Here is a 23,686-nt window from a genome sequence, read left to right on the forward strand (position 1 = left end):
AAAGGCCGGCAGGGCCGGTCTCCGGAAGTCGGGGTTGCCTAACACAGGCTTTGCGAAGCGGCAACACGACCGAGTGAAGGGCACAGTGCCGCATTGACGCACCGCAGCCTCGCGAAACCGGCAATTCCCTGCCCTTAGGGCAGAAATTTTCCTTTTGTACTGCAGCTTTGCCCGCAAAACGCGCTGCCGGCAAGCCATCGCGCCGTGGGTGCAGCGCAAAAGGGAAACACTCTTTTTCCGGCAAAAAAAGACCCGCCGGCAGAACCGGCGGGTCGTTTACGCAGGGGCGGCGCCTGCGCGGCAGCCGCCCGGATTCGCCTCAGTTGGCGGAGGTGGTCTTGTTCGGATTCGGCGGGAAGGCGGCGTTCTTGATGGTGCCTTCCAGCAGATCCACAGCCATCTTCAGCTGCGTGTCGTCCTTCGGATCGGCCGGCACGTAGGACGGCGAGCCGGTCTGCTCGTCGTCGCCGTTCTTCAGATGGCCCTTCAGCGAGGCTTCGCCGCGCGTGGTATCGCCTCCGGCGGCACCGATCTTGGCCTTCTGGTCTTCCGGCAGATCCTGGATCAGGACGATATCGGGCTCGATGCCCTTGGCCTGGATCGAGCGGCCCGACGGCGTGTAATACCGGGCCGTGGTGAGCCGCAGCGCACCGTTGCCGCCGAGCGGGATGATGGTCTGCACCGAGCCCTTGCCGAACGTCCGCGAGCCGAGGATGGTGGCGCGCTTGTGATCCTGAAGGGCGCCGGCGACGATTTCCGAGGCCGAGGCGGAGCCGCCGTTTGTCAGCACGATCACCGGCTTGCCCTTGGTCAGATCGCCGCCGCGCGCGTTGAAGCGCTGGGTCTCGTCGGCATTGCGGCCGCGGGTGGAGACGATTTCGCCCTTCTCCAGGAACGCGTCCGAGACCGCGATCGCCTGGTCCAGCAGGCCGCCGGGATTGTTGCGCAGATCGACGATATAGCCCTTGATCTTATCCGGGCCGATCTGGGCGGTGGTGTCCTCGATGGCCTTCTTCAGATTGTCGAAGGTCTGCTCGTTGAACGAGGTGACGCGCAGATAGGCGATGTCGCCATTCTCGATTCGCGAACGCACTGCACGGATCTTGATGGTGTCGCGCACCACCTTGATCTCGATCGGCTTGTCCTGGCCCTTGCGCACGATGGTGAGGCGAATCGGCGTGTTGACCGCGCCGCGCATCTTCTCCACCGCCTGGTTCAGGGTCAGGCCCTGCACCTGGTCGTCGTCGAGCTTGGTAATGATGTCGCCCGCCTGAACGCCCGCCTTGGCCGCCGGCGTATCGTCGATGGGCGCGATGACCTTCACGAGGCCGTCGTCCATGGTGACCTCGATGCCGAGGCCGCCGAACTCGCCGCGAGTCTGCACCTGCATGTCGCGGAAGCTCTTCGCGTCCATGTAGGAGGAGTGCGGATCGAGGCCCTGGAGCATGCCGTTGATGGCGCTTTCCACGAGCTTGCTGTCATCGGGCTTCTCGACATAATCGGAACGCACCCGCTCGAACACGTCACCGAACAGGTTGAGCTGACGGTAGGTATCAGAAGCCGCGGCCTGGGCGGTCATGCTCGAAAGCATGCCAGGCTGGGTCGCCGCGACGGCCACCAGGGCGCCGGCCGCAACGCCAAAGAGAAATAGAGACGTACGACGCATCATCCGCGCACCTTCTGACTGTCCGTTGCCGCCCACCATGGGGCGGGATCGATTGAAATTCCGTCCTTGCGGAACTCGACATACAAATGGGGCTGTCCCGAGGCCGAATTTGCCGCCCGGGGACCGCTTCCCATCACCGCCACGGGCTCCCCGGTCAATACGAACTGCCCGAGGTCCACGGTGATGCGTTCCATTCCCGCCATAAGAATATGGTAGCCCCCGCCCGCATTTATGATCAAGAGTTGGCCATAGGAGCGGAATGGACCAGCATATACCACCCAGCCGTCGCTCGGGGCTGCGACTTGCGCGCCCGCCCGAGTGCCGATGGTTAGGCCCTTTTCCGTGCTGCCGAGCCCGTCGGGCGCGCCGAATTCCCGCAGCCGCACCCCGGCAACCGGTAATGGCAGCAAGCCTTTGGCCTCTGTGAAGGCGATTGCGGGCGCAAGCCGCGCCGGGTTGGTCAAGGCCGCGACCTGGGCTTTTCCGCCCCCTCCTGCCGCTGGGGCATCCTGAGGCGCGGTGCGGGCGGCATCGGCGGCACGCGCGGCGGGCGCCACTTCCGTTTCCAACCGGGTCACGAGATCGTGCACGTCGCCGCTGGCCTTGGCGAGGGAATCGGCCTGGGCCTTGTCCGCCGGCAGGGTGGTCCCGCTCTCCGCCTGGCGCCGCTGGCGCTCCGTGACGAGCGCGGCGATGCGCGCGCGATCCTCGCCCAGAGATGACCGCAGGGTGGCGAGGGTGTCGCGCGCGCTGGTCAACTCGGTGCGCACCCGGTTCAATTCGGCAAGGTCGGTCGCGAGCGTCTCCGCCTCGACCCGCATTTCCGGCAGCAACGCCCCGAGAAGGATGGCGGAGCGCACGGCATCGAGCGCATCGTCGGGCCGCATCAGCAAGGCCGGCGGGGGATTGCGGCCCATGCGGACCAGCGCGGACAGCACGTCGGCGAGAACCTCACGCCGGCTCATCAGCGAGGCGGCCAGCGCGGAACGGCTGCGGTCCAGCTCCGCCATGCGGCTTTCCACGTCGGTCAGCTTCTGCTCGACCTCGCGGATATGCGTCGTGGTGTCCACCAGCATCTGGGACAGCTTGCCCCGATCGCCGGTGGCGCTGGCCAGATCCGCTTGGAGCTGAGCCTGAAAAGCCGCATTGCGGCGCACGTCATTCTGCAACGCTTCGGTATCGACAGCGGGGGTGCCGGCCGGACGCGGCGCGGGCTTTGCTGCGCGCGGCACCGGCACCGGTGCGCCCGCTCCCGGCGCGGCCGCTTGGCCGCGCGCCGGCCCGGCCTGCGCGAGAGCGAGGCCGACCGCCACCACGCAGAGGAAGGGCCCGGGGCGAAACATCATGAACGCAGACTTAAGCGTGCGAAGTTGAGGATGTGTAAACCATCAAACAGCTTTGCCCGCGACACAGCCCGAACGCTGAGGCGGGCGAGGGCTTCAAGCGCGGTGATAGGGATGCCCGGAGAGAATGGTGGTGGCCCGATAGAGCTGCTCGGCCAGCATGACCCGCACCAATTGGTGGGGGAAGGTGGCGGCGCCGAAGGCCAGCATCAACTTCGCGCGGTCTCGCACCGGATCGGCAAGCCCGTCCGCACCGCCTATGACGAGACAAAAGACGGAGGCGCCGGTATCGCGCTCGGCCTGGATGCGGGCGGAAAAATCCTCGCTGGAGAGTGCGCGGCCGCGCGGATCGAGCGCCACCACCACCGCGCCGGGGGGAATCGCGGCGAGCAAGGTGGCACCTTCCTCGCTCATGCGGTCTTCCGCGCGGCGCGCGGCGGATTCTGGAAATTCCAGGGTTTCGAAGCCGGTCAGCCCGAGCGCGCGGCCCGAAGCCCGCGCCCGCTCGACATAGCGTGTCACAAGATCCCGCTCGGCCCCAGCTTTCAGCCGGCCGATGCACACCAGCAGAATGCGCACCGCGTGCTCAGCCCGAACGGGAAACGCCGCGCGCCATCAGGCGCGCGCGGTCCCGGACCACATCTTCTCGATGGAATAGAAGCTGCGAACCTCGGGCTGGAAGATGTGAATGATCACATCCCCGGCGTCGATGAGCACCCAATCGCAGGCCGGCTGGCCTTCGACCCGCACGTCGCGCACACCGGCCGCCTTGAGCGCCTCGATGAGGTGCTCGGCGATGCCGCCGACATGCCGCTGCGAGCGGCCGGACGCCACCACCATATAATCGGCGATCGATGTTTTGCCCCGCAGGTCAATGGAGACGATGTCTTCCGACTTGTCGTCGTCCAGCTGGGCGGTAACGAGGGCGAGGACTTCCTCAGCGTCGGGCGCTTCGGAAATCGATGCGGGCGCCGGGTTGGGGGCGGCCGCCATGAGAGCCGTCGTGGACAGTGGTCCAAATCCTCTCGAAAATTAATGCGGACTCCTGGGGCAGGCGATGCCGAACCCTGAGGCCACGCAGGTAAAATGCGCTCAAATCAACGAAAAATCAAGACTTGTGGCCGAGTGCCCCGCGCGCCGGCCAGCCGGCGGCCTGTTGTGCAGCGCGAATTCCCGTTGAGGAAACTGGGGATTTCATTCCGTGGAGAAAGACCCACGCGGGCGGATCGAGAGTGGGCAGGATGGCCGCGTCGCTCTCGTCGATTCGAAACCGCCCCAGCGCCTGCGCGCCAAGGGAGGCGGTGGCGGCGAGGCTGTCGCCCATGCGATCCACCACGGCGATGGGCAGAAGGTTCGCCAGATCCCGCCAGCGCTGCCAGCGGCTGAAATGAGCGAGATTGTCCGCCCCCATCAGCCACACGAAGCGCACCTGCGGCAAGCGCGCCCGCAGGGCCGCCACGGTCTCGTAGCTGTAGCGCGTGCCGAGCCGCGCCTCAATGCCTGTGACATCGATCAGCGGATGGTGCGCCACCGTGCGGGCATAGGCCACCCGCGCCGCGAGGGAGGGCAGATTACGGTTATCCTTGAGGGGATTGCCGGGAGTGACCAGCCACCACACCCGGTCGAGGCCGAGACGCCGCAGCGCCAGCAGGCTAGCCGCGCGATGGGCGCCGTGCGCGGGATTGAAGCTGCCGCCGAACAGGCCGATGCGCATGCCCGCCGTGGTCAGCGGCAGGCGCGTGGCGGCGCTCTCGCTGAGCGACGCTGCCGGCGGTCCCTCCGGGGCGCGCGCGCTTTTCATGCAGGTCACGGACGGGTCTGTCCGGCCCCGTGCACACGGTATTTGAACGAGGTGAGTTGCTCCGCGCCCACCGGACCGCGCGCGTGCATGCGGCCCGTGGCGATGCCGATCTCGGCGCCAAAGCCGAACTCGCCGCCATCCGCGAACTGGGTGGAGGCATTGTGCATGACGATCGCCGAATCCACCTCGGAGAGGAAGCGGCGGGCGGCCGCCTCGTCCTGCGTGATGATGGAATCGGTGTGATGGGATCCATGGCCCTCGATATGGGCGATGGCGGCATCGAGATCCGCCACCACCTTCACGGAGATGATCGCGTCCTCATATTCCGTGTCCCAGTCAGCATCGTCTGCGGGCAACACGCGCGGATCGGCCGCCTGCGCCGCCGCATCGCCGCGCACTTCGCAGCCGGCGTCGAGCAGCATCTGGATCAGCGGCGTGAGATGGGTCGGCGCGCTCGCTTCGTCCACCAGCAGCGTCTCGGCGGCGCCGCAGATGCCGGTGCGGCGCATCTTGGCGTTCAGCAGCACGGTTTTCGCCATGTCGAGATCGGCGGGCGCGTGGACATAGACATGGACGATGCCGTCGAGATGGGCGAACACGGGGACGCGCGCCTCGCTCTGCACCCGCGCCACCAGGCCCTTGCCGCCGCGCGGCACGATCACATCCAGGTTTCCGCCGAGCCCCTTGAGCATCTCGCCCACCGCGCTCCGGTCGGCGAACGGCACGAACTGCACGGCATCCGCCGGCAGGCCGGCTTCCGCGAGGCCGGCGACAAACGCTTTGTGAATGGCGCCGCTCGACCCCAGGCTGTCGGAGCCGCCGCGCAGCACCACGGCATTGCCGGCGCGCACGCACAGCGCCGCCGCGTCCGCCGTCACATTGGGCCGGCTCTCATAGATCACGCCAATGACCCCGAGCGGCGTGCGCACGCGCTCGATGACGAGGCCGTTCGGGCGGGTCCAGCGTTCCGTCACCTTGCCGACGGGGTCCGGCAAAGCGGCCACCGCCTCGATGCCGGCGGCGATCGCCTCGACCCGCGCCTCGGTAAGGGCGAGCCGGTCCTGGAATGCGGCGGACATGCCGTCGGCGCGCGCGCGCACCAGGTCGTCAGCATTGGCGGCGAGGATCTCGGGCGTGGCGGCGCGGATGGCGCGCGCAGAGGCCAGAAGCGCCCGTGATTTCGTCTCCGCATCCGCGACGGCGAGAATACGCGCGGCGGCGCGGGCGCGCTTGCCCATATCCAGCATGGCGCCGGCCATGTCCGACGGCGGCACCGCGCGATCGGCGATCGCGGGGGCGTTCACTCGGGCGGCGCTGGACATGGACATGGCGAACTCTCTGATCGGGCCGTCGCCCGGAAAAGCGAAGCGGCCGCAAGCCTTACCATCAGGTGGCGTGGAGACGGAAGTTGCGCAACCGCAGGCCTCGCACACCGGCTCCACGCATAACGCAGGCGCGTCCCCAAGGGTAGCCCGTTTGCGTTAGGCCTATTCCGCGCCCACGGCCATGTCGTCGCGATGGATCAGTTCGAGCCGGCCCTGGAAGCCGAGAATGGCCTCGATCTCGGCGCTGGCGCGGCCGATGATGCGCTCGGCATGGTCGCTGTCATAGGCGACCAACCCGCGGCCGATCTCGCCGCCGTCCGGCCCGCGCAGCAGCACCGCGTCGCCACGCTCGAACAGGCCTTCCACGCGGGTGACGCCCGCCGGCAGCAGGCTAGCGCCGCGCCGCAGGGCCGCGACCGCGCCTTCGTCCAGATGGAGAATGCCGCGCGGCTCCAGCGTGCCGCCGATCCAGGCCTTGCGGGCGCGCGCCGGGGTGGCCCCGCTGAGGAACCAGGTGCAGCGCCCACCTTCGAGGATCGCCCGCAGCGGATTTTTCACATGGCCGGATGCAATCACCATGTGCGTGCCGGCCGAGGTGGCGATCTTGCCCGCCTCGATCTTCGTGCGCATGCCGCCGCGCGAGAGCTCCGAGCCGGCGGCACCCGCCATGCCCTCGATCTCGGCGGTGATGCGCGGCACCACCGGCAGATGGCGCGCGTCGGGATGGGTGGCGGGCGGGGCGGTATAGAGCCCATCGATGTCGGAGAGCAGGATCAGAAGATCCGCGCTCGCCATGGTGGCGACGCGGGCGGCGAGGCGATCGTTGTCGCCATAGCGGATTTCGCTGGTGGCCACGGTGTCGTTCTCGTTGATGACGGGAACCGCGCGATATTCCAAAAGCCGCGCCAGGGTGGAGCGGGCATTCAAGTACCGTCGACGCTCCTCGGTGTCCCTGAGGGTCAGCAGGATCTGTCCTGCGGTGACGTTCTCATGGGCGAGGATTTCCGACCAAGTGCGCGCGAGCGCGATCTGTCCCACGGCGGCGGCCGCCTGGCTGTCCTCCAGCTTCAGGGCGCCGCGCGGCAGGCCGAGCACCGTACGCCCGAGGGCGATGGCGCCGGAGGAGACCACCAGCACATCCTTGCCCTCGGCATGCAGCGCGCCGATGTCCTCGGCCAGCGAGGTCAGCCACGGCAGGCGGACTTTTCCGCGCGCGGAATCCACCAGCAGGGCCGAGCCCACCTTGATGACGATGCGGCGGAAATCGGCGAGGGAGGGAACGGCAGAGGTCACGGATCGGGTCTTCACTTCAGCCGGCGTCCGGGGGTGCCCGTCGGCGGCGCAGGGCGGGAGCCGCCTCAGATATCCCAAGCCGGCTCTTGGGACCAGAGGCGCGAAGGCGAGGCTGCCGCGCGCTCCAGGCCAAAGCCCCCGCGCCAAACGCCCCGAGCGTTCAGCGCAGCTTGGCGATGGTGAGACCGTCGGCCTTGGCGCGGATCTTCACGGATTCCTCGCTGCGGGTCAGCGCCTGGGCGATCCCCTTCAGCGACATGCCCTTCTTGGCGCAGGCGTGCAGCTTCTGGATCTCCTCGGAGGTCCAGGGCTGGCGATGGCGTTCGAAGCGTTCTCCCGCCATCATCGGCCCGCCTGTACTGAAAATCCGGGCTGCCCGCCGCCGCTCATGGCCGCCACTCGGCCTTGGGCGCGGCTTCCGCTTCTTCCACGCGGCCGTCGGTGACCACCTTGAACAGCATGCGCAAGGCATCCTGCATGCCCTGGCCGGACTGGGCCGAGAGCAGCAGCGGCTTCTTCTTCGCCGCGCGCTGCAGCCGCTCCTTCTGCTGCTTCAGCAGTTCGGGAGAGAGCGCGTCGATCTTGGAGAGCGCGACGATCTCCGGCTTCTCGTCGAGCCCGGCGCCATAGGCGGCAAGCTCCGCGCGCACGGTCTTATAGGCCTTGCCGGCGTGCTCGCAGGTGCCGTCCACCAGATGCAGCAGGGCGCGGCAGCGCTCGATATGGGCGAGGAACCGGTCGCCGATGCCATGCCCCTCGTGGGCACCCTCGATCAGGCCCGGAATATCCGCCAGGACGAATTCGTGGTCGTCCACCCGCACCACGCCGAGGCCGGGATGCAGCGTCGTGAAGGGATAATCCGCGATCTTCGGCTTGGCGGCGGTGGTTGCCGCCAAAAACGTGGACTTGCCGGCGTTTGGCAGGCCGATGAGGCCGGCGTCGGCAATCAGCTTCAGGCGCAGCCAGATCCACTTCTCCTCGCCCTCCAGGCCCGGATTGGCCCGACGCGGCGCCTGGTTGGTGGAGGTCTTGAACTGGGCATTGCCGAACCCGCCATTGCCGCCGGCGAGCAGGCGGATGCGCTGGCCCACCTGGGTGAGGTCGGCAAGCACGGTCTCCTCGTCCACGTCCAGGATCTCGGTTCCAGCCGGCACCTTGAGCACCACGTCGGCGCCCTTGGCGCCGGTGCGGTTGGCGCCCATGCCGTGCTCGCCCTTCTTGGCCTTGAAGTGCTGCTGGTAGCGGTAGTCGATCAAGGTGTTGAGGCCATCGACGCACTCCACCCACACGTCGCCGCCGCGCCCGCCGTCGCCGCCGTTGGGACCGCCGAATTCGATGAACTTCTCGCGCCGAAACGAGACGCACCCCGCCCCGCCATCACCGGAGCGCACATATATCTTGGCTTGATCGAGGAATTTCATGGCTTGCAGGTAACGGCGCGTGATGGCGAAGGCAAGGCCGGCGCGGCGTGAATGCTATGTTTTCGTGGTTTCGCTGAGCCGCCGTGCGGGTGGGCGGGTACCAAGCGGGCGTTCACCCCCTCCCCTTTGACCTTTCCGCCCGCTCGGACCAAAAAGCGAACATGACCGAACGCCTCGTCGATGTCCTGCTCCCCCTCGGCCTCGACGCCCCCTATTCCTATGCCGTGCCGGACGGGCTCGTGCTCGCCCCGGGCGATCTCGTGCATGTGCCGCTCGGCTCGCGCGGCATGGTCGGGTGTGTGTGGGCGCTGCGTGGCAATGCCGCCGGGGTGAACACGGCCAAGCTCAAGAGCGTCAAGGCCAAGCTCGATCACACCCCTCTGCCGGAGGAATTGCGCCGGCTCGTGGATTGGATAGCCGACTATACTCTGGCGCCACGCGGCATGGTGCTGCGCATGGCGCTGCGTCATGATGAAAGCCCAGGGCCCGGCCGCGAGCGGGTGGGCGTGCGCGCCACCGGCCGCACGCCGGAGCGGATGACCGCCGCTCGCGCGCGGTTGCTGGCCTTCCTTGCCGATGGATTCGTACGCGGCAAGGGCGAGGCGGCGCGCGAGGCGGGCGTCTCCCCATCCGTGGTGGACGGGCTGGTGGACGACGGGGCGTTGGAAACCCTCGTCCTCCCCCCAGAGCCCGCCGCCTATCCGCCGGACGCCGCCCATGCCGTGCCCGAGCTTTCGCCGGAGCAGGCTGGTGCGGCGCAGGCGCTGCGCGCAGCGGTGGAGGCGCGCGACTTCAGTGTCCATCTGCTGGATGGCGTCACCGGCTCGGGCAAGACCGAAGTCTATTTCGAGGCGGTGGCCCAGGCCATCATGGAAGGGCGGCAATCGCTCATCCTGCTGCCCGAAATCGCGCTGACCCAGGCCTTCATGGACCGGTTCACGCGCCGGTTCGGCGTGAAGCCGGCGGAATGGCATTCCGGTGTTTCCACAAAACGCCGGGCGCGGGTGCTGCGGGGCGTGGCCAACGGGGAGGTGAGCGTGGTCGCGGGCGCGCGTTCGGCCCTGTTCCTGCCGTTCCGCGATCTCGGCCTCACCATCGTCGATGAGGAACACGACCCCGCCTACAAGCAGGATGACGGCGTCGCCTATCACGCCCGCGACATGGCGGTGGTGCGCGCGCGGCTCGCGAAAGCGCCCATCGTGCTCGCCTCTGCCACGCCCTCCATCGAGACCGAAGTGAACGCGCGGCGCGGCCGCTACAAGCGCCTCGCCTTGCCGGAGCGGTTCGGCGGCGCCAAGGTGCCGGGGCTCTCGCCCATCGATTTGCGCAAGGAAGGCCCGCCGCGCGGGCGCTGGATCGCCCCGCGCCTGGAGGCGGAGATCACCGATACGATGGCGGCAGGCGGCCAGGCGCTGTTGTTCCTCAACCGGCGCGGCTATGCCCCGCTCACCATGTGCCGCGCGTGCGGCCACCGCATGCGGTGCCCCTCCTGCTCGGCCTGGCTGGTGGAACATCGCTTCCGCCGCCGCCTTGCCTGCCATCATTGCGGCTATCAGGCGCCGATCCCCGACACCTGCCCCGCCTGCGGCGCCAAGGACAGCCTCATTCCCTGCGGCCCCGGCGTCGAGCGCCTCCAGGAAGAGGTGCAGACCCTGTTTCCCGCCGCCCGCAGCCTCGTGCTCTCCAGCGATCTTTCCGGCGGCGTCGAGCGGATGCGGGCAGAACTGGACGCCGTGGCCAAGGGCGAGGTGGACATCATCGTCGGCACCCAATTGGTGGCGAAAGGGCACAATTTTCCCGGCCTCGCCTTGGTGGGGGTGGTGGATGCGGACGTCGGCCTCGGCCATGGCGATCCGCGCGCGGCGGAGCGCACCTTCCAGCTGGTGCATCAGGTGGCCGGGCGCGCCGGGCGCGGTTCCACCGAGGGGCGCGGCTTCATCCAGACCCACATGCCCGAACATCCGGTGATGAAGGCGCTGATGCTGGGGGACCGCGCGGCCTTCTACGAAAGCGAGATCGCCTCCCGCGCGGAGGCCCAGCTGCCGCCGTTCGGCCGCATGGCCAGCCTGATCGTTTCGGCGAGCGAGGCCCATGCCGCCGAAGGCCATGCGCGCCGGCTGGCCGCGAGCGCGCCCTTGCATGCCGACGTGCGCGTGCTCGGCCCCGCCGAGGCGCCGCTCGCTCTGCTGCGCGGACGCCATCGCTGGCGGCTGCTGGTGCGCTCGCCTCGCGCCTTCGATCTGTCCGCCTATCTGCGGCGCTGGCGCGAAAGCGCGCCAAAGCCCACGGGCAATGTGCGGGTGGCCATCGACGTGGACCCGTTGAGCTTTCTGTGACCCCGCGCCGGGGCGCTTCCCCAACGCGCCGGTTGAAAGCGGCGCGCCCTGCTTTATGGTGCGCCGCGACGCAGGATTAGGGAGCGCGACATGCGCCGTATTCTTCAGATCGCCCTCGTGGTGGGCTTCGGCCTCGGCCTCGCCGGCTGCGACAAGTGCGGCGACTGGTTCAAAGTGACCCCGGCGAAGACCTGCTCCGCCGAGCCGCTGCCGAAATAGCCTATTTCAGGTTGGGATTGGGCACGCTGCCCTTCTCCGCCTTCAGTCGCGCGATCTCCGCCCGGATCGGCCAATAGGGACCGTATTTGTGCTGTTCGGCGGAGAAGCCGTCCGCATAAGGCCCATAGGGCGCGTCGATCGGTTTCAACAGCAGGTCCGGAAAGTCGCGCTCCAGCCCCGCCAAGGCGGGTCGGGATTGGGAATCCACGAACGCCGCCACGTCCCAGGCGTCTTCCACCTTCAATTGCGGCATCAGCCAGTCGGTGCCGTTGGGCATGTTGTTGTGGGCGAAATTGGCCAAGGTGATGAGCCGGCTCATGCCCGCCCCGTCATTGAAGCTGTCCGGCCCCCACAGCGGCGGCACGCCATAGCCGAGCGCGGCATCGGCCACATTGCGCCGCACGCCCTGCCCGGAAGCTCCGTGGCAATCGGCGCATTGGGTGCGGAAAATGCCGGCGCCGCGGACCGGATCGGCGGCGCGATCCAGCTCCGGCATGGAGCCCGCCCCGCTCCCGGAGATCTTGGCATCCGCGGGAATGTTGGTGGACAGCACCGTGAGATAAGCGAGCAAGGCCTGCATGGGCCGCGCGTCGGCCGGCATGGGGCGCCCGTTCATGGAGCGGATCATGCATTGGTTCACCCGGTCGGCGAGGGTCAGATCGCGGGCGGTGCGGGCCGAATAGGCGGGATAATCAGCGGAGGCGGCGACCAGGGGCAGGCCGAACTTCTTGCGCCCGTCATTGAGATGGCAATCGGCGCAAGCCAGATTGTTGCCGGCGAAGCGCAGGGCGGGATCGGCGACAGCGGGCCCCACATGGGCATAGGTCGCCTCCAGCACCGAGCGGCCGAACCGCACGAGGCGGCCGAATTCGTCGTCGGGCAAGGTGCTGATCTGCGGAATATCCCATTCGATGATCCGCGCCCCACCCGCCGGGGGTGCCGCGCCCTGCGTCCAGGCCGGTCCCATTCCGATCAGGATGCCGGCCGCGACCAATGCCGCCCGTGCCAAACCGCCTCCCCTCATAACCCCCTCCCCTGCCCGCCTTTGTTGCGTTTGCGGGCCAACGCGGCTATAAGCCCGCCTTCGTTTTGGCATGCGCCCCCCTGGAGGCGTGCCGAATGCGAAAGCCGGACGGCCGCGCGAGCGGCCGTTGGCCTTTGAGAACCCTTTTACATTAGGATTAAGTGCCATGACCGCCATCAAAGAATTGAAGGCTGTGGCGCGCGAACGGGCCGGCAAGGGGGCCGCCCGTGAAGAGCGCCGCGCCGGACGCGTGCCCGCCGTGATCTACGGCGAGAAGCAGGATCCGATCACCATCTCCCTGGAACACAAGGAGATCACCCGGACCATCTACGCCGGCCACTTCCTGACCACGCTCTTCCTCATCGAAGTGAACGGCAAGAAGCACCGCGTCATCCCCCGCGACTACCAGCTCGATCCCGTCAAGGATCAGCCGCTGCACGTGGACTTCCTGCGGGTGTCCGCCGGTGCGCGCGTGACGGTGGAAGTGCCGGTGCACTTTGTGAAGCAGGAAGCCTCTCCCGGCCTGAAGGCGGGCGGCACGCTGAACATCGTCCACCATGCGGTGGAGCTGGATTGCCCGGCCGAATCCATTCCCGACCACATCGCCGTGGACCTGACGGGCGTTCAGCTCGGCGCGTCGCTGCATCTGTCGTCGGTCAGCCTGCCGGAAGGCGTGGTCTCGGCGCTGCATGGCGACGACACCCTGGCCACCGTCGTGGCGCCGTCGGGCCTGAAGGACGCTGAAGCGGACGATGCGGCTGCCGCCGCCGCCTCCGCCGCCGCGACCTCCACCAAGTCCTGATCGACCTCTCGGGCCGGAGTTGAACCGTGATCCTGTTCGCAGGCCTCGGCAATCCCGGCCCGAAATATGTCGGCAACCGGCATAATATCGGCTTCATGGCGGTGGAGGCCCTGGCCCGCCGCCATCGCCTTTCCCCCTGGCGCCGCCGCTTCCAGGGCGCCGTCGCGGAGGGCGAGATCGCGGGCGAGAAGGTGCTCGCTTTGCTGCCCGAGACCTTCATGAACGAAAGCGGCCGCGCGGTCGCGGAAGCCATGCGCTTCTACAAGATCCCGCTGGAGCGGGTGTTCGTGTTTCACGACGAGCTGGACCTGCCCCCGTCCAAGATCCGCACCAAAAAGGGCGGCGGAAATGCCGGCCACAACGGCCTGCGCTCAATCACCGCACACTGCGGCAACGACTATTGGCGGGTGCGGCTCGGCATCGGTCATCCGGGCGACAAGACGCTGGTGCACCCTTACGTCCTGGGCGATTTCGCCAAGAGCGAGAAGCCCTGGGTCGAGGGGGTGTGCGAGGCATGCGCGGACTTCGCCGAGCAGCTGGTGGCCGGAAAGCCCGAGGAATTCCAGAACCGCGCGCATCTGTTCCTGGATGCGCAGGGCTTCAGCGACAAGAAAACCGTTGGCGATCCGCGCGCCTGACGCCACTGTGGACGGGCATCCTGGCCGGCGCATGCGGGGGCCGCCCATGAAGAATATCACCATCACCCTGTCCGACGAACTTACCGTCCAGGTGCGCCTCGCCGCCGCACGGGAAGGCAAGAGCCTTTCCAAATTCATCGCCGACCGCCTCAGCCGCGCCCTGGGCGGCCATTCCGATCCGCTCGCCCCGTTCGACCGCTGGCTCTCCGGCCCGGGCTGGGACCCGGAGGGACCCCCACCCCCGATGCGTGAGGACAGCCATGAGCCTGCGATGCTTGGTGGACGCGCGGATGCTGATCTACCTCCAGGACCGCAGCGCGGCCCGCAAGCGGGCGCTGACGAGGCATAGCCTGCGCTCGATCCGCCGCCACGCCGAGCTGGTGATCACCCCGCAGGTGGCGAACGAGTTCTATGCGCTCGCCATCGACCGGTTTCCCTTCGTGCCGCGCCATGCCATACGGGACTTCCTCGGCGATCTGATGCCGGCCTGCCACTCCGCCTCGCCCAGCGAGCTGATGGGGCGGGCCTTCCACATCGAGGATCGCTTCAAGTTCGAATGGTGGGACTGCCTGATGATTGCATCCGCGCTCCTTGCGGATTGCCGGCTGCTGGTGAGCGAGGATCTTCAAGACGGCCTCGCCATCGAGCGCACCACCGTGATCAATCCCTTCACGACGGACATCGAGACCGTCTTCTCTTCGCTGAAAGATCGCTGAGCTATGGGCTTCAAATGCGGCATCGTCGGCCTGCCGAACGTGGGCAAGTCGACCCTCTTCAACGCGCTCACCCAGACCGCCGCGGCGCAGGCGGCCAATTATCCTTTCTGCACCATCGAGCCCAACGTGGGCGAAGTGGCCGTGCCCGACCCGCGCCTCGACACGCTGGCGTCCATCGCCGGCTCGGGCCAGATCATCCCCACCCGCCTCACCTTCGTGGACATCGCGGGCCTGGTGCGCGGCGCCTCCAAGGGCGAGGGGCTCGGCAACCAGTTCCTGGCCAACATCCGCGAATGCGACGCCATCGCCCATGTGGTGCGCTGCTTCGAGGATGGCGACGTGACCCATGTGGAAGGCAAGATCGCCCCCGTGGATGACATCGAGACCATCGAGACCGAGCTGATGCTGGCCGATCTCGAAAGCCTGGAAAAGCGCGCCACGGCGCTGGAGAAGAAGACCAAGAACGGCGCCGACAAGGAAGCCAAGGAAACCCTGGACCTGATGAACCGCGCCCTGGTGCTGCTGCGCGAGGGCAAGCCGGCGCGCCTCGTGGAACGCAAGCCCGAGGAAGAGCAGACCTTCTCCATGCTCGGCCTGATGACCGCAAAGCCCGTCCTCTACGTCTGCAACGTGGAGGAAGCCTCGGCGCTGGAGGGCAATGCGCTGTCCGCGCAAGTGTTCAAGCGCGCGGCCGAGGAAGGCGCCAAGGCGGTGGTGGTCTCGGCCAAGATCGAGAGCGAGATCGCCGTGCTGCCGGCGGAGGACCAGAAGGACTATCTCGACGCCATCGGCCTCGACGAGCCAGGCCTCAACCGGGTGATCCGCGCCGGCTACGATCTGCTGCACCTCGTGACCTATTTCACCGTGGGCCCCAAGGAGGCGCGCGCCTGGACCATCACCAAGGGCACCAAGGCGCCTGCGGCGGCGGGCGTGATCCATTCCGATTTCGAGAAGGGCTTCATCCGCTCGGAAACCATCGCCTATGCGGACTATGTCCAATACAAGGGCGAATCCGGCGCGCGCGATGCCGGGCGCCTGCGGCTGGAAGGCAAGGAATATGTGGTGCAGGACGGCGACGTGCTGCACTTCCGCTTCGCCAATTAGCGCGCGGCACATGACGAGGATGGCGCGCACGGCTTGACCGCGCCCCGCGCCTCCCCTCTCATCTGGAACCAGCAGGAGGAGGTGGGATGCCCGATATCTTTTGGGAGGACTTCGTCGAGGGGGAGGTGAAGACCTTCGGCTCCTACGAAGTCACCGAAGAAGAAATCATCGCCTTCGCCAGCGAGTTCGACGCCCAGCCGATGCATCTCGATGCGGCGGCGGGCAAGGCCTCCATGCTCGGGGGGCTCGCCGCCTCGGGCTGGCATACCTGCGCCATCATGATGCGGCTGATGTGCGACGGCTTCCTGCTGCGCGCCGCCGGCCAGGGCTCGCCGGGCGTGACCGAAACCAAATGGCGCGAGCCCATCTTCCCCGGCGACGTCGTCACCTTGCGTCGCACGGTGCTGCAGAGCCGCAGTTCCAAGTCGCGTCCCGACCTCGGGCTGGTGACCTTGAAGCTGGAGCTGCTGAAGCCGGCGGGCAGCGTGGCGCTGGAACAGGAATGCGTGGTGCTGTTCAACCGCCGCAATCCGGGAGCGCGCCTCGCATGAACTTCTTCGACGAGATCCAGGTGGGCGACCGCGAGATTCTGGGCACCCACACCTTCACCCGCGACGAGATCGTGGCGTTCGCCCGCAAATATGATCCGCAGCCCTTCCATGTGGACGAAGAGGCGGCCCGGCGCAGCATTTTCGGCGCCCTGTGCGCCTCCGGCTGGCACACCGCGGCCACCTGGATGAAATATTTCGTCGCCTACCAGCAGCGCACTGCCGCCGAACGGGTGGCCAAGGGCGTCGCGGTACCGGTGACGGGGCCTTCGCCCGGCTTCAAGAACCTGCGTTGGCTGAAGCCGGTCTATGCCGGCGACGTCATTACTTATGCCACCGAAGCCCGCGATAAGCTCCTGCCCAAGAGCCGGCCGGACTGGGGCATGCTGATCGCCTACAACACCGGCACCAATCAGGACGGGGTGCTGGTGTTCGATTTCGAGAGCCGGGTGTTCGTGCAGCGCCACCCGTGAGCGCAAGGCGAACGCCCTCCCCCGCATGCGGGAGAGGGCTTGAGCTCGGGGCGGGCCGCAGCCCGCAGGCGCCGATCACAGATTGAGGCTGGCCATCGCCGCTTCCGGATAGCGCGTGCCGGCGACCGCATCGGGCGCGAACAGGGCGTCCAGCTCGGCGATCTGCGCCGGCGTGAGCTTGACCTCGGTCGCGGCGATATTCTCCTTGAGATACTTGATGCGGCGGGTGCCCGGGATCGGCACCACATTGTCCTGCTTGTTGAGGATCCAGGCCAGCGCCAGCTGGGCGGAGGTGATGCCGAGCCCGGCCGCGATCTGCGCCAGCGCCGCGACCAGACGGCCGTTCTGCGCCGCAGCCTCGCCCTGGAAGCGGGGATTGTGGGTGCGGAAATCGCTCGCCTCCAGCGTGCCGGCTCCGACGGTACCGGTCAGGAAGGCGCGGCCGAGAGGGCTGTAGGCCACGAAGGCGATGCCGAGGTCGCGGCACGCCTCGAGCATTCCACCCTCTGGCTCCCGGCTCCACAGGGAATATTCGCTCTGCACGGCGGTGATGGGATGCACCGCGCTCGCCCGCTTCAGCGTGGCCACCGAACATTCGGAAAGGCCGATGAAGCGCACCTTGCCCGCCTCCACCAGCCCCTTCATGGCGCCGACCGTATCCTCGATGGGGGTCGCGGGGTCGACCCGGTGGAGATAATAGAGGTCGATCACATCGGTGCCGAGGCGGGCGAGGCTGGCATCGCAGGCGGTGCGGACATAATCCGGCTTGCCGCTGATGCCCAGGCGCTCGCCGTTCGGGCCGCGCATGACGCCGAATTTCGTGGCCAGCACCACCTTTTCGCGTTTCCCTTTCAGGAATTGACCCACAAGGCGTTCATTGTGGCCGGCGCCGTACATGTCGGCGGTATCGAAAAACGTCACGCCGAGCTCGAATGCGGCGTCGAGGGTTTCCAGCGATTGAACATCGTTGCTGGTGCCGTAGAATTCGGACATGCCCATGCAGCCGAGGCCGATGGCGGACACGGACAGGCCGGAACGGCCTAGGAAGCGGCGGTTCATGAAAGACCTCGCGGAAGAGAGACTGGTCGATGGACAAAAGGAAGGCGGCGCTTACGGGCCGGGACACGGCGGAGCGCCGGGGCGGTCGGAGGCGGGCCGCAGACACCGGTCTGGCGGGGCGCGCTCTCAATCACCATATGTAAACTACACCGTATAGTTTACATTGTCAATCATGAACTCTGCCAAACCGCCCCCCGCCCACCAGGGCACGACCGCAAGTCCGGCGCCCGACGCCAAGCTGGCGGCACGCGATCCACGCGGCACCGGCCGACGCATCCGCGCGGCCGCGCGGCGGCTGTTTCTCGAGCGCGGCTACGGCAACACCAGCATGGACGCCATCGCCGCCGCCGCGCCCGTATCCAAGCGCACGCTGTATCAGCATTATCCCAGCAAGGCGGAGCTCTTCGGCGCGATCATCGCCGAGGTTTGGGCGCATTTCATCGGCGGCCCGGTGCTGCCGGATACGGCGGAGGACGACCCGCGCGTGGTGCTGCGCGAGTTCGTCGCGCGCATGTGCGTCCATTGGGACCAGCCGGACGTCATCCCCATCCTCCGGCTGATCATCGCGGAAGCGCCGCGCTTTCCCGAACTCTCTGAGGCTTTCTCGCGCACCGGCAAGGAGCCGACGTTGCGCAATCTCACCGCCTATCTGGAGATGCTGCGCTCCGCCGGAAAGCTGCCGGCCGGGCTCGATCCCAGCCTTGCCGCCGCGCAATTCCTCGGCGCCATCAAGGAACCTCTGTTCTGGCCGCGCGTGCTTGGAAATCCGATCAGGTTTTCCATCGATGCGGTCACGGACCGCGCCATCGCGGATATCCTGCGCCACTGATGCGGAATGCGGCGAGACGACTCCGCTAGGTCACTACACATTCGCGAGAAATGACGTTTCGTAAATGGAACAAAGCAAATATTTTACTTTGAATTTGACTCACGAAATCGGGATTTGCTTTGACTGCTGCAGCGCAATATCTCCTGGTCATCGCTGGGGCGGCTTGGAGTTGTACCATGAATACCAAGATTCTTGCTTTCGGCCTCGGCGCGATCATGAGCGTGACGGGTCTCGCCAGCGCGGCTTGGGCAGATGAATACGTGTCCCAGGAAAACCGCGAGCAATATGCGGTCAACGAGCGCGACTACGAGATGATGCATCCCTCCGTGCCTGCGCCGGCGGCGCTGCATCAGCAGGCCCGGGCGCCGCATGTCATCCGCAGCGCCAGCCATCAGACCCACAGCCACGCCACTTCCCCGGCGGGCTGAGCCCAGCCGGGCCGCACGCCGCGGCGCCACCCATCCGGCCGGCCGGTTCGAGAGGACCGCGCCGGCCGTTTGCGTCGCGATCCTGCCGGCTTCCCTTGCCGCAGGGCGGTATCGCTGCTAAAGCCCGCCCGTCCGCGGCAGTCGCGGAGCCTTTTCATTCATAACGACAGGACGGTCACCATGGCGATCGAGCGCACTTTCTCGATCATCAAGCCCGACGCGACGCGTCGCAACATCACCGGTGCGGTCAACGCCGTGATCGAGACTGCGGGTCTGCGCATCGTCGCCCAGAAGCGCATTCAGCTCACCCGCGAACAGGCCGAAACCTTCTACGGCGTCCATCGGGAGCGTCCGTTCTTCGGCGATCTGGTGGCTTTCATGACCTCCGGCCCGGTGGTCGTGCAGGTGCTTCAGGCCGACAACGCGGTTGCCAAGTATCGCGAAGTCATGGGCGCCACCAACCCCGCCAATGCGGCGGAAGGCACCCTGCGCAAGCTGTTCGCCGAATCCATCGAGGCGAACTCCGTGCACGGCTCCGACAGCGCCGAGAACGCGGCGATCGAAATCGCCCAGTTCTTCTCGGGCAACGAAATCGTCGGCTGAGACGTTTCCTCTACGGACACCGCGGCGCACAATGCTTTTTGCGCGGCGCGGTGTCCGGTTTTGGTTGTGGACCCTGCGCGTCTCCATTAGCCTCCCGTTAGGGAATGCATAATACGGCGCACCAGACGCAGCATACCCGCAGGGAACGCTGACTCCAGGATGGGTGGGGGTATGATGTCGCTAGACTCTCCGGTGCTTTGGCTCGCGTTGCTGCAGATCATTTGGATCAATATCCTGCTGTCCGGCGACAATGCCGTGGTGATTGCCATGGCGTGCCGCTCGCTGCCCGAGAAAACGCGCCGCTGGGGCATCGTGCTCGGCGCGGGCGTGGCGGTGGGCCTGCGGATCGTGTTCACCGGCCTCGTCGCCACCTTGCTGGCGCTGCCCTGGCTGAAAGTGGTCGGCTCCCTCGCCCTGATGTACATCGCCGTCGACCTCGCCCTCCCCAATGAGGAGTCCGACGAGGCGGTGGCGGCCAGCGACAATCTGTGGAAGGCCGTCGGCACCGTGGCGATCGCCGATATCGTCATGAGTCTCGACAATGTGGTGGCCGTGGCCGCCGTCGCCAACGGCAATTGGACCTTGCTGATCTTCGGCCTCGCCATTTCCATTCCGCTGATCGTTGCCGGCAGCTCCATCGTCATGGCCATGCTCGACCGGTTCCCGATCCTGATCTGGCTGGGCGCCGCTCTGCTGGGATGGGTCGCCGGCGAAATGCTGCTGAGCGACGTCGCCATCACCGACCGGATCGGCGGACATGACGCGAGCGAAGCCTGGCATCTGCCCGCCGCCGCGGCCGGCGCCGTGCTCGTGGTGGCCATCGCCTGGATCATCGGGCGCATCCGCCACGCCAAGCAGGCGGCATCGCACAACTGAGCGAGACCGTTCGCAAAGGGGGCAGTCGCCCCCTTTTTTGCGCCTCATACCTGCCGTAACGTCATAAGACTACGGCGCGTCTCTCGACGCTTTCGCCGTTCACGCGGAAGCCCATCGGATTCAGGCAGAAGGACTGTCGCATGGATTTTTCCGATCCGACCTTTTGGGTCTCGCTTCTACAGATCATCTGGATCGACCTGTTGCTGTCGGGCGATAATGCGGTGGTGATCGCGCTCGCTTGTCGCTCCCTGCCGCCCGGCCAGCGTCGCTGGGGCATTCTGCTCGGCGCGGGCGCGGCGGTCGGCCTGCGCATCATTTTCGCCCTCGCGGTCTCCTATGTGCTCGGCATCCCGCTACTGAAGGTCGCCGGCGGCCTGCTGCTGATCTGGATCGCGGTCAAGCTCGTCACCGACAATGAGGGCGAGGCGCACGAGGTCGCCGCCTCCGACAGCCTGTGGAAGGCGGTGCGCACCATCGCCATCGCCGACGCGGTGATGAGCCTGGACAATGTGGTGGCCATCGCCGCCGCCTCGCGCGGCCATCCCGAATTGTTCATCTTCGGCCTGCTGCTCACCATTCCGCTGATCATCGCCGGCTCGCAGCTGGTCATGGCGATCCTCAACCGCCTGCCGCTTCTGGTGTGGGCCGGCGCGGCCCTGCTGGGCTGGATCGCGGGGGAAATGGTGGTCGGCGACGTGATGTCCCTGCAATATATGCAGAGCGTCAATCCCGAATGGGTGAAGCCCGATGTCGAGGCGCCCAACGGGCTGAAGCCAGCCAACCTGCCGCATTATCTGGCCAGCGCCCTCGGCGCCGTGGTGGTGGTTCTCCTCGGCCTGCTGCTGCGCGGCCGCGGCAAGGAGAAGGTGCACGCCGCCTGACGCGCATGCCTGCGCCCCCACGTCCGGTTCCCATCGCCCCCGGCCGCAACGTCGGGGGCGATTTCGTTTGAAGCGCCGGGATCACGCGCCGGCTCGATACGCTAGGCCGGGGCGGCTATAAGGAGGCGGAGGAGTTGCTTCGCCCATGAACGATCACGTCCGCTCGCCCTTGCCCGCATCGGGGATGCGCGCCTCGGTCTGCCCCCATGATTGCCCCTCCACCTGCGCGCTGGAGGTGGAGGTGCTGGCGGACAACAGAATCGGCCGGGTGCGTGGGGCGGCGGACAATTCCTATACCGCCGGCGTCATCTGCGCGAAGGTCGCCCGCTATGCCGAGCGCGCGCACCATCCCGAAAGGCTGATGACGCCGCTCCGGCGCACCGGGCCCAAGGGCTCCACCCAGTTTGCCCCCATCTCCTGGGACGAGGCGCTGGACCGCACCGCCGAAGGCCTGCTCGCCGCCGAGCACGCCCACGGCGCGCAGAGCGTGTGGCCTTATTATTATGCCGGCACCATGGGGCTGGTGATGCGCGACGGCATCAACCGCCTGACCCACGCCAAGGGCTATTCGCGCTTCTTCTCCTCCATCTGCGTGAACCCCGCCTGGAGCGGCTATATGGCCGGCACCGGGCGGCTCGCGGGCGCCGACCCGCGCGAGATCAGCCGCGCGGCGGACCTGATCGTCATCTGGGGCACCAATGCGGTGGCGACGCAGGTGAATGTGATGACCCACGCCATTCGTGCCCGCAAGGAGCGCGGCGCGAAGATCGCGGTGGTGGATGTCTATCGCACCCCCACCATGGAGCAGGCGGACATTCCCTTGCTGATCCGCCCCGGCACCGACGGCGCGCTCGCCTGCGCGGTGATGCACGTGCTGTTCCGCGACAACCGGGCCGACCGCGCCTATCTCGCCCGCTATGCCAATGATGCGGACGCGCTGGAAGCCCATCTCGAAACCCGCACGCCCGCCTGGGCGGCCGCCATCACCGGCCTGAGCGTGGAGGAGATCGAGGCCTTCGGGGCGCTGGTCGGCACCACGCCGAAAAGCTATTTCCGCCTCGGCTACGGCATGTCGCGCAGCCGCAACGGCGCGGTGAACATGCATGCGGCCTCCTGCATTCCCGTGGTGTCCGGCGCCTGGCAGCACGAGGGGGGCGGCGCGTTTCATTCCAATTCCGGCATCTACCGGCTGAAGAAGACGCTGATCGAGGGGCTGGACGTGCGCGACGGCACCACGCGCGAACTCGACCAATCCCGCATCGGCGCCATCCTCACCGGCGACCGCGCGGCGCTGTATGACGGGCCGCAGGTGCACGCGATGCTGATCCAGAGCACCAATCCCCTGAGCGTCGCGCCCGACCAGGAGGCGGTGAAGCGCGGGTTCGCGCGCGAAGACCTGTTCGTGGCGGTGCACGAGCATTTCCTCACCGAAACCGCGCGGCAGGCGGACATCGTCTTCCCCGCCACCATGTTCACCGAGCATGACGATCTCTATCTCTCAGGCGGGCACCAGCACATCCAGATGGGTCCGCAGTTGGTGGAGCCGCCCGGCGAATGCCGCTCCAACCACGATCTTCTGCGCGCGCTCGCCCCGCGCGTCGGCGCGCAGCATCAAGGCTTCGAGATGAGCGCGCGCGAGCTGGTGGACTGGACCCTGCGCGCCTCGGAGCGCGGCACGCTGGAGGAGCTGGAGGCCGCGCGCTTCAAGGATGTGCAGCCGGATTTCGCCACCGCCCATTATCTCAACGGCTTCGGCCATCGCGACGGGCGCTTTCGCCTGAAGCCGCGCTGGGACAAGGTGCCGTTCGCCGCGCCGGAAAAATTCGGTGTCGCCGACATGCCGGAATTTCCCGACCATTGGGCGGTGATCGAGGAGGCGACGGCGGAGCACCCGTTCCGCCTCGTGACCGCGCCGGCGCGCAATTTCCTCAATTCCACCTTCAACCAGACCGCGACCTCCACGAAGAAGGAGGGCGAGCCGACCTTGCTCATCCACCCCGAAGACGCCGCCCCGCTCGGCATTTCAACCGGGGATGTGGTGGAGGTTTTCAACCCGCGCGGCCGCGTGACCTTGACCGCCCGCCTGTTCGACGGCGTGCGGCGCGGCGTGGTGGTGGCCGAGCAGATCCACCCCAACGCCGCCCACGCGGGCGGCCGCGGCATCAACACCCTCACCGGCGCCGACCCGGTGGCCCCGGTGGGCGGGGCGGCGTTTCATGATAATCGGGTGGGGGTGGGGAAGGTGTGAGGGGGGTGAGGAGGAGCGGGGGGTGGAATTGGCCTGTTGGTTCACGAGGCTGC

At 67.4% G+C, this 23,686-nt stretch carries 26 protein-coding genes; 15 read left to right on the forward strand and 11 right to left on the reverse strand.

The features are described from left to right. Window positions 1–319: 319 nt before the first annotated feature. From V5F68_RS19590 to obgE, 9 genes are all read right to left on the reverse strand, one after another. Window positions 320–1,669, reverse strand: a complete 1,350-nt coding sequence (locus tag V5F68_RS19590) for a S41 family peptidase (protein ID WP_394015886.1) — start codon at window positions 1,667–1,669, stop codon at window positions 320–322. Then, window positions 1,666–3,012 (reverse strand): murein hydrolase activator EnvC family protein, encoded by a 1,347-nt coding sequence (locus V5F68_RS19595; RefSeq protein ID WP_394015885.1) that lies wholly within the window; start codon window positions 3,010–3,012, stop codon window positions 1,666–1,668. The genes V5F68_RS19590 and V5F68_RS19595 overlap by 4 nt, the downstream gene beginning before the upstream one ends. 93 nt (window positions 3,013–3,105) lie before the next feature. Next, window positions 3,106–3,588 carry a 23S rRNA (pseudouridine(1915)-N(3))-methyltransferase RlmH gene (gene rlmH / locus V5F68_RS19600; RefSeq protein ID WP_394015884.1) on the reverse strand — a complete coding sequence of 161 codons (483 nt, stop codon included), beginning with the start codon at window positions 3,586–3,588 and terminating at the stop codon, window positions 3,106–3,108. Between the two features lie 36 nt (window positions 3,589–3,624). Next, window positions 3,625–4,002, reverse strand: coding sequence for a ribosome silencing factor (gene rsfS, locus V5F68_RS19605; RefSeq protein ID WP_348843809.1), 378 nt, complete (start codon window positions 4,000–4,002; stop codon window positions 3,625–3,627). Window positions 4,003–4,117: 115 nt separating this feature from the next. After that, window positions 4,118–4,810, reverse strand: coding sequence for a nicotinate-nucleotide adenylyltransferase (locus V5F68_RS19610; protein ID WP_394015883.1), 693 nt, complete (start codon window positions 4,808–4,810; stop codon window positions 4,118–4,120). Window positions 4,811–4,815: 5 nt separating this feature from the next. After that, window positions 4,816–6,114 (reverse strand): glutamate-5-semialdehyde dehydrogenase, encoded by a 1,299-nt coding sequence (locus V5F68_RS19615; protein WP_394015895.1) that lies wholly within the window; start codon window positions 6,112–6,114, stop codon window positions 4,816–4,818. 183 nt (window positions 6,115–6,297) lie between these two features. Next, entirely contained in the window at window positions 6,298–7,428 is a 1,131-nt protein-coding gene (gene proB / locus V5F68_RS19620; RefSeq protein WP_394015882.1) for a glutamate 5-kinase, read from the reverse strand. Between the two features lie 160 nt (window positions 7,429–7,588). Then, on the reverse strand, window positions 7,589–7,774 hold the full coding sequence (locus V5F68_RS19625) for a hypothetical protein (protein WP_394015881.1): 186 nt from the start codon (window positions 7,772–7,774) through the stop codon (window positions 7,589–7,591). 40 nt (window positions 7,775–7,814) lie between these two features. Further along, on the reverse strand, window positions 7,815–8,849 hold the full coding sequence (obgE, locus tag V5F68_RS19630) for a GTPase ObgE (protein ID WP_394015880.1): 1,035 nt from the start codon (window positions 8,847–8,849) through the stop codon (window positions 7,815–7,817). A 161-nt stretch (window positions 8,850–9,010) separates the two neighbouring features. Between obgE and V5F68_RS19635 the strand changes: the two genes are divergently transcribed. Beyond that, complete coding sequence (locus V5F68_RS19635; protein ID WP_394015879.1) at window positions 9,011–11,185, forward strand: primosomal protein N'; 2,175 nt, start codon at window positions 9,011–9,013, stop codon at window positions 11,183–11,185. 90 nt (window positions 11,186–11,275) lie between these two features. Beyond that, entirely contained in the window at window positions 11,276–11,404 is a 129-nt protein-coding gene (locus tag V5F68_RS19640; protein WP_348843804.1) for a hypothetical protein, read from the forward strand. A 1-nt stretch (window position 11,405) separates the two neighbouring features. On the opposite strand, the gene V5F68_RS19645 is transcribed toward V5F68_RS19640, so the two are convergent. Then, window positions 11,406–12,428: a c-type cytochrome gene (locus V5F68_RS19645; protein ID WP_394015878.1), complete on the reverse strand. Its 1,023-nt coding sequence runs from the start codon at window positions 12,426–12,428 to the stop codon at window positions 11,406–11,408. 166 nt (window positions 12,429–12,594) lie between these two features. Between V5F68_RS19645 and V5F68_RS19650 the strand changes: the two genes are divergently transcribed. From V5F68_RS19650 to V5F68_RS19680, 7 genes are all read left to right on the forward strand, one after another. Beyond that, complete coding sequence (locus V5F68_RS19650; protein WP_394015877.1) at window positions 12,595–13,230, forward strand: 50S ribosomal protein L25/general stress protein Ctc; 636 nt, start codon at window positions 12,595–12,597, stop codon at window positions 13,228–13,230. Window positions 13,231–13,256: 26 nt separating this feature from the next. Next, window positions 13,257–13,868 carry an aminoacyl-tRNA hydrolase gene (gene pth / locus V5F68_RS19655; protein ID WP_394015876.1) on the forward strand — a complete coding sequence of 204 codons (612 nt, stop codon included), beginning with the start codon at window positions 13,257–13,259 and terminating at the stop codon, window positions 13,866–13,868. A gap of 46 nt (window positions 13,869–13,914) precedes the next feature. After that, the gene (locus V5F68_RS19660) at window positions 13,915–14,217 is read left to right on the forward strand and encodes a hypothetical protein (RefSeq protein ID WP_394015875.1); all 303 of its coding nucleotides are present in this window, start codon (window positions 13,915–13,917) and stop codon (window positions 14,215–14,217) included. Further along, window positions 14,159–14,584, forward strand: coding sequence for a PIN domain-containing protein (locus tag V5F68_RS19665; protein WP_394015874.1), 426 nt, complete (start codon window positions 14,159–14,161; stop codon window positions 14,582–14,584). Before V5F68_RS19660 ends, V5F68_RS19665 begins: the two co-directional genes overlap by 59 nt. Before the next feature lie 3 nt (window positions 14,585–14,587). Then, window positions 14,588–15,688 carry a redox-regulated ATPase YchF gene (gene ychF / locus V5F68_RS19670; RefSeq protein ID WP_394015873.1) on the forward strand — a complete coding sequence of 367 codons (1,101 nt, stop codon included), beginning with the start codon at window positions 14,588–14,590 and terminating at the stop codon, window positions 15,686–15,688. Window positions 15,689–15,774: 86 nt separating this feature from the next. Beyond that, window positions 15,775–16,239, forward strand: coding sequence for a MaoC family dehydratase (locus tag V5F68_RS19675; protein ID WP_348843797.1), 465 nt, complete (start codon window positions 15,775–15,777; stop codon window positions 16,237–16,239). Next, on the forward strand, window positions 16,236–16,709 hold the full coding sequence (locus V5F68_RS19680) for a MaoC family dehydratase (protein WP_394015872.1): 474 nt from the start codon (window positions 16,236–16,238) through the stop codon (window positions 16,707–16,709). Before V5F68_RS19675 ends, V5F68_RS19680 begins: the two co-directional genes overlap by 4 nt. Before the next feature lie 75 nt (window positions 16,710–16,784). Here V5F68_RS19680 and V5F68_RS19685 read toward each other — a convergent pair whose 3' ends face one another. Then, window positions 16,785–17,768: an aldo/keto reductase gene (locus V5F68_RS19685; RefSeq protein ID WP_394015871.1), complete on the reverse strand. Its 984-nt coding sequence runs from the start codon at window positions 17,766–17,768 to the stop codon at window positions 16,785–16,787. A gap of 172 nt (window positions 17,769–17,940) precedes the next feature. Between V5F68_RS19685 and V5F68_RS19690 the strand changes: the two genes are divergently transcribed. The 6 genes from V5F68_RS19690 (at window position 17,941) to V5F68_RS19715 (ending at window position 23,633) form a co-directional block, all read left to right on the forward strand. Next, window positions 17,941–18,597: a TetR/AcrR family transcriptional regulator gene (locus V5F68_RS19690; protein ID WP_394015870.1), complete on the forward strand. Its 657-nt coding sequence runs from the start codon at window positions 17,941–17,943 to the stop codon at window positions 18,595–18,597. Window positions 18,598–18,773: 176 nt separating this feature from the next. Further along, the gene (locus tag V5F68_RS19695) at window positions 18,774–19,025 is read left to right on the forward strand and encodes a hypothetical protein (protein WP_394015869.1); all 252 of its coding nucleotides are present in this window, start codon (window positions 18,774–18,776) and stop codon (window positions 19,023–19,025) included. 180 nt (window positions 19,026–19,205) lie between these two features. Further along, complete coding sequence (gene ndk / locus V5F68_RS19700; RefSeq protein ID WP_348843792.1) at window positions 19,206–19,628, forward strand: nucleoside-diphosphate kinase; 423 nt, start codon at window positions 19,206–19,208, stop codon at window positions 19,626–19,628. A 174-nt stretch (window positions 19,629–19,802) separates the two neighbouring features. After that, window positions 19,803–20,504 carry a TerC family protein gene (locus tag V5F68_RS19705; protein WP_394015894.1) on the forward strand — a complete coding sequence of 234 codons (702 nt, stop codon included), beginning with the start codon at window positions 19,803–19,805 and terminating at the stop codon, window positions 20,502–20,504. A gap of 140 nt (window positions 20,505–20,644) precedes the next feature. Then, on the forward strand, window positions 20,645–21,385 hold the full coding sequence (locus tag V5F68_RS19710) for a TerC family protein (RefSeq protein ID WP_394015868.1): 741 nt from the start codon (window positions 20,645–20,647) through the stop codon (window positions 21,383–21,385). Between the two features lie 145 nt (window positions 21,386–21,530). Next, window positions 21,531–23,633 (forward strand): molybdopterin-containing oxidoreductase family protein, encoded by a 2,103-nt coding sequence (locus tag V5F68_RS19715; RefSeq protein WP_394015867.1) that lies wholly within the window; start codon window positions 21,531–21,533, stop codon window positions 23,631–23,633. The last annotated feature ends 53 nt before the right edge of the window (window positions 23,634–23,686 follow it).

This window comes from Roseixanthobacter pseudopolyaromaticivorans (genome assembly GCF_043195145.2).
In the GTDB taxonomy this organism is placed as follows: Bacteria; Pseudomonadota; Alphaproteobacteria; order Rhizobiales; family Xanthobacteraceae; genus NCEH01.